The organism is Streptomyces sp. UH6, from assembly GCF_013421635.1.
GTDB classification, from domain to species: domain Bacteria; phylum Actinomycetota; class Actinomycetes; order Streptomycetales; family Streptomycetaceae; genus Streptomyces; species Streptomyces abyssomicinicus.
The window spans coordinates 1-9,080 of record NZ_JACADT010000135.1 but is presented as its reverse complement, the minus strand read 5'-3'; the positions used below and the strand labels follow the sequence as shown (position 1 = coordinate 9,080).

The window sequence follows — 9,080 nt, the reverse complement described above, 5'->3', positions numbered from 1 at the left end:
CCCCGGCGCCGGACACGAAGGCCGAGGCCGCGGCCGCGCCCGAGGACAAGATCGCCAAGTCGCTGAAGGCCCGCCTGGCCAAGGGGCCCGCGGACTTCTACGTCGTGATGAAGGAGAAGGCCGACCTGTCGGGCCTCGCCCGCATCGAGGACCACGCCAAGCGCACCGGGCGCGGCCGGGCCGACCTGGTCCGCGTCGCCGAACGGAGCCAGCGCGAGCTGGTGGGCCTGCTGGCCGAGGAGAAGGTCGCGCACGACTCGCACTGGATCATCAACACCGTGCGCGTCGAGCAGGGTGACGAGCGGCTGGCCGCGAAGATCGCCGCCCTGCCATCGGTCGAGGAGGTCCGGCAGGTGGCCGACATCCGGCTGACCGGCGCCGAGGGCGTCGAGGAGGCCGGACAGGCGGGCGCCGAGGAGGACGAGACCGCCTGGGGCGTCGCCGACATCGGCGCCCCGCAGGCATGGGCCGACTCCGGGACCCGAGGCGAGGGCGTGGTGGTCGCCAACATCGACACCGGCGTCCGCCTCGACCACGAGGCGCTGGCGGGCAACTACCGGGGCAACCGCGGCGACGGCACCTTCAGCCACGACTACAACTGGTTCGACCCGGCCGGCATCTGCGGCGCGACCTCCGGGCCGTGCGACAACCAGGGCCACGGCACCCACACCATGGGCACCATGGCCGGCGGCGGCCCGCACCGGATCGGGGTGGCCCCCGGGGCGACCTGGATCGCCGCCAAGGGCTGCGAAGGCGGCTCCTGCACCTCGGAGTCGCTGCTCTCCTCCGGCGAATGGATCATCGCGCCCACCGACGTCAACGGGCAGAACCCGCGCCCGGAGATGGCCCCGAACATCGTCAACAACTCCTGGGGGACCAGCGTCCACGACCCCTTCTACGAGGAGATCGTCCAGCGCTGGACCGAGGTCGGCATCTTCGCGGTGTTCTCGGCCGGCAACGAGGGGCCCGACTGCTCCACCATGGGCTCGCCGGCGGACTACGCGTCCACCTTCTCCGTCGCCGCCTACGCCGCGGACCACGCGATCACCGACTTCTCCAGCCGCGGTTCGGACACCTCCGCGGTCCGGCCCGACATCGCGGCCCCCGGTGACGAGATCCTGTCCGCCGCCAAGGGCGGCGGCTACGTGACCAACCGGGGCACCTCGATGGCCGCGCCGCACGTGGCGGGCACGGTCGCGCTGCTGTGGTCGCACGCGCCGCAGATGTTCGGCGACATCGAGAGCACCTGGCGGGTCCTCCAGGAGTCGGCGACCGACGTGGACGACACCTCGTGCGGCGGCGACGCCGGCACCGACGGCGTCTGGGGCGCCGGCCGCCTGAACGTCCCCGCCGCGCTGGCAGCCGTCCCCGACGAGCCGCTCGGCACGCTGGAGCTGACCGTGACCCAGGCCGACGACGGCAGCCGGGTCGTCGGCGCCCCGGTGACCGTGACCGGTGACTCGGGCCGCCGCAGGTACACCACCACCGGCACCGACGGCGTGGCCCGGCTGGTGCTCCAGGCCGGGTCCTACCAGGTCACCACCAGCGCCTTCGGACTGCACGAGGCCTCACGGAACTTCACCGTGACCGCCGACGCCGCCACCAGGATGACCCTGCCGCTGGCCGTCATGTCCCGGCACACCCTCGCCGGACGGGTCGTGGACACCGCAGGGGTGCCCGTGGTGGGCGCGCAGGTGCGGCTGACCGACGTCCCCCTCTCGCCGGTGGAGAGCGACGGCCAGGGGCGCTTCCGGTTCGAGAAGATCCCGGCCGGCAGCTACCGGATCGGCGGCACCGCGGCGGGCTGCACCATGCCGCTGAACACCAGGATCACCATGCGGGACGCGGACACCTCGGTCGACGTGGCGGCGCCGCCCCGCACCGACCAGTTCGGCCAGGCCTGCTACGGAGCCGCCCCCGACCCGGTGGCCGGCACCTCGGCCATCGCCCTCACCGGGGACGACGAGGCGGGCCGGATCGACCTGCCGTTCGCCTTCCGCTTCTACGGCGAGACCTACTCCCAGGCGTACGTCGGCACCAACGGCTTCCTGAGCTTCACCGCGGCCGCCACCATGCCGATCAACGTGCCCTTGCCGCACGGCGGCAAGCCGAACGCGGCCGTGCTGCCGTTCTGGGACGACCTGGTGATCGACGCCTCCGCCTCGATCCGCACCGGCGTCGAGGGCAGCGCGCCCGACCGGCGGTTCGCCGTCGAGTGGCGCGACGCCCTGATCTACGGCACCCAGGAGCGCATCACCGTCCAGGCGGTGCTGCACGAGAGCGGCGCGGTCGGCTTCGAGTACGTCGACCTCGGAGAGAGCGACGTCGCCCGCGGCGCCTCGGCGACCGCCGGCATGGAGGACGCGACCGGCGAGGACGCCGTCCCGCTGAACGCCAACAAGCCGTGGCTGCGGTCGGGCACCGCGTTCCGCGTGCACCTGCCGGGCAGGATCCACGGACGGGTCACCGACCACGACTCCGGCGCGCCGGTCGAGGACGTCATGGTCCTCTCCAGCCATGAGGGAGGGCAGACCACCCTGTACGCGTCGAGCGGTCCGGACGGCGCCTACTCGCTGCCCGTCCCGTACGGCGACCACCAGGTGGTGGCCTGGGCCGAGGAGTACGCCTACGTCATCGAGGAGATGACACTGGACGCGGCCGGCCCCGAGCGGGAGGTCGACTTCGATCTCGACCGCAACGTCGTGTCGGGCACGGTGACCGACCACCAGGGCAACCCCGTCGTGGCGGCGAGGATCAGCTCCCCCCAGGGCCCGCACCTCGAGGCGGTGACCGGCGCGGACGGGACCTACCGGATGACCATGGTCCCGGTCGGCGAGCTCACCCTCACGGTGGACGCGTGGGGTTGCTCCCGCAGGACCTCGCGCACCATCACCGTGGACGGGGACGAACGGGCGGACTTCACCCTGGCCGAGCGGGTGGAGGGCGGCTGGAGCTGTGACGCCACCACCGGGCCGCCGCTCCCGGTCGACACCCGCGTCGACCTCACCGGGGACGAGGGCGGGACCACGGTCGGCCTGCCCTTCGCCTTCCCCTTCCGGGGGACCTCGGCGGAGGAGGTGACCATCTCCGTCAACGGCGTGCTCTCCTTCGACGGCTCGGCGGCCGGCTGGAACCGGACGGAACTGCCCAACCCGAACCAGCCCGACGGCGGCATCTACCCCTTCTGGGACGATCTCCTCCTGGACGAGGGCAGTTCGGTGTGGACCGGTGTCGTCGGCGAGGGAAGCAGCCGGCGGTTCGTGGTGGAGTGGCGCGACGCGCAGTTCTTCGCCGGCGACGGCCCCGTCACCTTCCAGGCGGCGCTGGGCGCGGACGGCACGGTCACCTTCCACTACCGGGACCTCGCGGACACCGTCGGCGCGCAGGGGGCGTACGCGGTGATCGGCGTGGAGAACCCGGACGGAGCCACCGCGTTCAACTGGTCCGTCAGCGGCTCCCAGCCGTTGAGTGAGAATCTCACCGTCACCTTCACCAGCACCGGCTGACCGGTCCGGGCACGACCCGGAGCACCTCCAGGAGACCACGTCCGATGACCCCACCCCCGCCCCCGCCGCGGCGTCCGTACGCGACGCCCGAGCCGCACCCGTCCGGCGCCCGCCCGCCGGTGCTGCCGGACGGGCTGACGCCCGGCCACGTGGCCGTGCTGATGGACGGCAACGGGCGGTGGGCCGCGCAGCGCGGACTGCCCCGCAGCGAGGGGCACCGGGCGGGGGCGGACGTCATCCTGGAGGTGCTCGCGGGCTGCCTGGAAATCGGCGTCAGGAATCTCTCCCTGTACGCCTTCTCCACGGAGAACTGGAAGCGTTCCCCGGACGAGGTGCGCTTCCTGATGAATTTCGACCCGGCGGTGATCCGGCGGCGGCGCGACGCCATGGACGCGCTCGGCGTCCGGATCCGCTGGGTCGGCCGGATGCCCGCCGTGTGGCGGACCGTCGTCCAGGAACTCCAGGTCGCCGAGGAACGAACCCGGGACAACGACGCCATGACGCTCTACTTCTGCGTCAACTACGGCGGCCGCGCGGAAATGGCGGACGCGGCCAGGGCGATCGCCGTCGAGGTCGCGGCCGGAAGGCTGGACCCGGCGGAGATAACCGAGGAGACGGTGGCGGCGCACCTCTACCACCCGGACATGCCCGACGTCGACCTGCTCCTGCGGCCGAGCGGCGAACGGCGCGTCTCCAACTACCTGCTCTGGCAGGCCGGCCAGGCACAACTGGTGTTCCAGGACGTGCTCTGGCCGGACTTCGACCGGCGTCACCTGTGGCGGGCCTGCGAGGAGTACGCGGAGCGGGTCCCGCGCGCGCGGAGGCCGTGAGGCGGGGGAGCGCACACGAGAAATCCCCCGGGCGATTCGCCCGGGGGATTTCTCTTTTGGTATCTTGGGCAATTCACGACTCAGCCACGGGGCGAGTCAGTTCAATTGCTAAGCAAAGCTTATCCGGGCAGGAGTGGAATTGTCAAGCGCGCGGTCGAACAAGCAAGGGCAGGACACCGAGGGCGACCTCGAACTGCGCGGCGAACAGGAATTCGTCGACGGCCTCTACGGACGGATCGAGGCACTGCGGGAGGAGGCGGAGGCCGCCGTGCGGGAGGCGCTGGGCCGGGGGGCCACCCCCATGCAGGCCCGGCTGGAACGCGACATCCTGGTCGCCGAACGCTCCGGCATGCTCGCCGTGCTGGACGCGGTGGAGGGCTCGCTCTGCTTCGGCCGGATCGACCTGACCGACGGCGTGAGCCATCACATCGGCCGCGTCGGCATCCGGGAGGACGACGCCGAGCGCACGCCGCTGCTGATCGACTGGCGTGCGGACGTGGCCCGCCCGTTCTACCTGGCCACCGGGCACACCCCGATGGGGCTGCGCCGCCGGCGGCACATCTCCAGCCAGGGCCGCAGGGTCACCGCCGTGCACGACGAGATCCTCGACCTCGGCGACACCACCCGCACCGGCCACGAGGACCCGACCGGCGACGCGGTGCTGCTGGCCGCGCTCAACGAGGCCCGCACCGGACGGATGGGCGACATCGTGCGCACCATCCAGGCCGACCAGGACCGCATCATCCGCGCCCCGCACCAGGGCGTGATGGTGGTCGAGGGCGGCCCCGGCACCGGCAAGACGGCGGTCGCCCTGCACCGGGCCGCCTTCCTCCTCTACGAGCACCGCGAGCTGCTGGCGCGGCGCGCGGTGCTGATCGTCGGCCCCAACCCGGCCTTCCTCGGCTACATCGGCGAGGTGCTCCCCTCGCTGGGCGAGACGGGCGTGCTGCTGGCCACCGTCGGCGAACTCTTCCCCGGCGTCCACGCGACGTCGGCGGACAGCCCGGCCGCGGCCGCGGTGAAGGGGCGCGCGGAGACGGCCCGGGTGCTGGAGCGGCTGGTCGGCGACCACCAGCGGCTGCCGGACCCGGTGCTCGCCGTCGAACACGACCGCCAGGTGGTGATGCTCGACGAGGGCCTGGTGCGGGTCGCCCGCGACCGGGCCCGGTCCACGGGGCTGCCGCACAACCTGGCGCGGGAGTACTTCGAGGGCCACCTGCTCAACACGCTCACCGAGCTCGTCGCCGAGCAGATCGGCACCGACCCGTACGACGGGACCAACCTGCTGGACGACAGCGACATCTCGGCGATCCGCGACGAGCTGGCGGAGAACCCGGCGGTGTGGGACGCCATCGACGAGCTGTGGCCGGTGCTCACCCCGCAGCAGCTGGTCGCCCGCCTGCTGGCCGAGCCGGACGGCTACCTGGAGCCCCAGGACGCCGACGCGGTGCGGCGGCCGGTGACCACGGAGTGGACCGTCGCGGACGTGCCGCTGCTGGACGAGGCCGCCGAGCTGCTGGGCGAGGACGACCGGGCGGCGCGGGACCGGGCGGCGCGCGAGCGGCAGGCCCGGATCGCCTACGCGCAGGGCGTGCTGGACGTCGCCTACGCCTCCCGGACGTACGAGTTCGAGGACAAGGACGACGAGGACGCCGAGGTGCTCGGCGTGCAGGACATCATCGACGCCGAGCGGTTCGCCGAGCGGCACGAGGAGGCCGACCACCGCAGCGCCGCGGAGCGGGCCGCCGCGGACCGCACCTGGGCGTTCGGGCACATCATCGTGGACGAGGCGCAGGAGCTGTCGCCGATGGCCTGGCGGCTGCTGATGCGGCGGTCCCCGACGCGGTCGATGACGCTGGTGGGTGACCCCGCGCAGACCGCGGAGGCGGCGGGGGTGGGGTCCTGGGAGGGGATCCTCACGCCGTACGTCGAGGACCGGTGGACCCACACGCGGCTGGCCGTCAACTACCGCACGCCGGCGGAGATCATGGAGGTCGCGGCGGCGGTGGTGAGGGACCGGGTGCCCGGGTTCGAGCCGCCGCGGTCGGTGCGGGAGACGGGGGTGCGGCCGTTCGCCGTCGCGGCGGGCGGTTCCGGCGAGCTGCCGGGAGCCGTCGCCTCGGTGGTGGGCGACCTCACGCCCGAGGAGGGGCGCCTCGCGGTGATCGCGCCTCGGGAGCTGCACGGGAAACTGGGGGAGGCCCTCGGAGTTCCGGTCACGGCCCTGCCGGACCTGACGCGGCAGGTCGTGCTGGTGGACCCCCGCGGGGCGAAGGGGCTGGAGTTCGACGCCGTGGTCGTGGTCGAGCCGGCCGCGTTCGGGGTGAGCGACCTGTACGTGGCGCTGACCCGGGCGACCCAGCGGCTCGCGGTGGTGCACGCCGCGCCGCTGCCGGACGCGTTGGCCGCCGCCCTGTAGTCACGGGGAGCGGACGGTCGCGGGGCGTGGACGGTGCCGGGACGCCACCCGGCGCCATCCACGCCCACCCTGCGGGCCGTGCGGGCGATCGTGCCGCCGGTGCGACGGCGAAGCCGCGGCACCTCGGCGGCGAGGGGGAGGGTGCTGGGACCGTCCCCCCGTGGCGGTCACGCCGGGGACAGCCACACGGTGGAGAGCGGCGGCAGGGTGAGGCGGAGGCTCGCGGGAAGGCCGTGCCACGGTCGGGGCTCCGGCTTCAGCGGGCCGGACCCGCACAGGCCGGACCCCCCGTACCGCTCCGCGTCCGTGTTGAGCACCTCCCCCCACGCGGGGACGTCGTCCGGGACGCCCACCCGGTAGTCGTCCCGCACCACGGGGGAGAAGTTGCAGACCGCCAGCAGCGGTGAGCCCTGCGCGTCGAACCGCAGGAACGCCAGCACGTTGTCCGCCGCCCCGTCCGCCAGCACCCACCGGAACCCGTCCGGCGCGACGTCCCGCTGCCACAGCGCGGGCGTCCGCCGGTACACCGCGTTGAGGTCGCCGACCAGCTCCCGCACGCCCCGGTGGTCCGCGGCCGCGCCGTAGGAGGGGTCGAGCAGCCACCAGTCCGGTCCGTGCGCCTCCGACCACTCCGCGCCCTGCGCGAACTCCTGTCCCATGAACAGCAGTTGCTTGCCGGGGTGGGCCCACATGAAGCCCAGGTAGGCGCGTAGGTCGGCCCGCTGCCGCCACCAGTCGCCCGGCATCTTCGACACCAGCGACCGCTTGCCGTGCACCACCTCGTCGTGCGAGATCGGCAGCACGTAGTTCTCGCTGTAGGCGTACACCATGGAGAAGGTGATCTCGTCGTGGTGGTACGCGCGGTGCACCGGGTCGTGCGCCATGTACTGGAGCGAGTCGTGCATCCAGCCCATGTTCCACTTCAGGCCGAAGCCGAGGCCGCCGAAGCCGGACGGTCCCACGTGGTGGGTGGCGCGGGTGACGCCGTCCCAGGCGGTGGACTCCTCGGCGATCGTGACCACCCCCGGCACCCGGCGGTAGACGGTCGCGTTCATCTCCTGGAGGAAGGCCACCGCGTCCAGGTTCTCCCGCCCGCCGTGCTCGTTGGGCGTCCACTGCCCGTCCTCGCGGGAGTAGTCCAGGTAGAGCATGGAGGCGACGGCGTCGACCCGCAGGCCGTCGATGTGGAACTCCTCGCACCAGTACACGGCGTTGGCGACGAGGAAGTTGCGCACCTCGCGCCGCCCCAGGTCGAACTCCAGGGTTCCCCAGTCGGGGTGGGCGGCCCGCCGCGGGTCGGGGTGCTCGTACAGGGGGCGGCCGTCGAACTCGGCCAGCGCCCAGGCGTCGCGCGGGAAGTGGGCCGGCACCCAGTCCATGATCACGCCGATGCCGGCCCGGTGCAGGCTGTCGACCAGGTACTTGAAGTCGTCGGGGGTGCCGAGACGGGCGGTCGGGGCGTAGAAGCCGGTGACCTGGTACCCCCAGGAGCCGCCGAACGGGTGCTCGGCGACCGGCATCAGCTCGACGTGGGTGAAGCCGAGCTCCGCCACGTAGGCGGGGAGCTGCTCGGCGAGCTGCCGGTAGGTGAGCCCCGGCCGCCAGGAGGCCAGGTGGACCTCGTAGACGGAGAACGGCGCCTCGTGCGGAGGGAGTTCGCCACGCCGGGCCAGCCACTCCTGGTCGCCCCACCGGTACTGCGACGTGGCGATCACCGAGGCGGTGGCGGGCGGGCACTCGGTGCGGCGGGCCATCGGGTCGGCGCGCAGGGTGCGGGTGCCGTCGGGGCGGGTGATCTCGAACTTGTAGAGCTCGCCCTCGCCGATCGCCGGCACGAAGAGCTCCCAGACGCCGGAGCCGCCCAGCGAACGCATCGGGAACCCGGTGCCGTCCCAGAAGTTGAAGGTGCCGGTGACCCGCACCCCGAGGGCGTTGGGCGCCCACACGGTGAAGCGGGTGCCGGTGACGCCCTGGTGGGTCATGGGGTGGGCGCCCAGGGCCTTCCAGAGTTCCTCGTGGCGTCCCTCGCCGATCAGGTGCAGGTCGAGGTCGCCGAGGGCGGGCAGGAAGCGGTGGGCGTCCTCGGTGTCGTGCGTCCCGTTGTCGTAGCCGACCAGGAACCGGTGGGCGGGGACCGCCCCGCCCTCGGGCACCGGCAGACGGCCGGAGAAGAAGCCGTCGCCGTCGTCGTGGAGTTCGGCCCGCAGCCCTTCGGCGACCACGGTGACCGAGCGGGCGTGCGGGCGCAGGGCGCGGATCACCAGGCCGCCGTCGACCGGGTGCGCGCCGAGCACGCCGTGCGGGTCGTGATGGGTGCCGGCCAGC

4 protein-coding genes are annotated in these 9,080 nt (G+C 73.2%); 3 read left to right on the top strand and 1 reads right to left on the bottom strand.

The genetic code is table 11. The features are described 5' to 3' along the window. The 3 genes from HW445_RS10195 to HW445_RS10185 all read left to right on the top strand — a co-directional run. Nucleotides 1-3,506: carboxypeptidase regulatory-like domain-containing protein (locus tag HW445_RS10195; RefSeq protein ID WP_180220706.1), on the top strand; the 3,506-nt coding region annotated here is incomplete at its 5' end. Nucleotides 3,507-3,550: 44 nt separating this feature from the next. Next, the gene (gene uppS, locus HW445_RS10190; RefSeq protein WP_180220705.1) at nt 3,551-4,336 is read left to right on the top strand and encodes a polyprenyl diphosphate synthase; all 786 of its coding nucleotides are present in this window, start codon (nt 3,551-3,553) and stop codon (nt 4,334-4,336) included. 193 nt (nt 4,337-4,529) lie between these two features. Further along, nucleotides 4,530-6,755 (top strand): AAA family ATPase, encoded by a 2,226-nt coding sequence (locus tag HW445_RS10185; protein WP_180220707.1) that lies wholly within the window; start codon nt 4,530-4,532, stop codon nt 6,753-6,755. 167 nt (nt 6,756-6,922) lie between these two features. On the opposite strand, the gene glgB is transcribed toward HW445_RS10185, so the two are convergent. Further along, entirely contained in the window at nt 6,923-9,079 is a 2,157-nt protein-coding gene (gene glgB, locus HW445_RS10180) for a 1,4-alpha-glucan branching enzyme (RefSeq protein WP_257230974.1), read from the bottom strand. Nucleotide 9,080: the final 1 nt, after the last annotated feature.

What these genes read in the sequence shown, in the direction of transcription:
- uppS (WP_180220705.1), top strand. Translation starts at nt 3,551, where the DNA reads ATGACCCCACCCCCGCCCCCGCCGCGGCGTCCGTACGCGACGCCCGAG.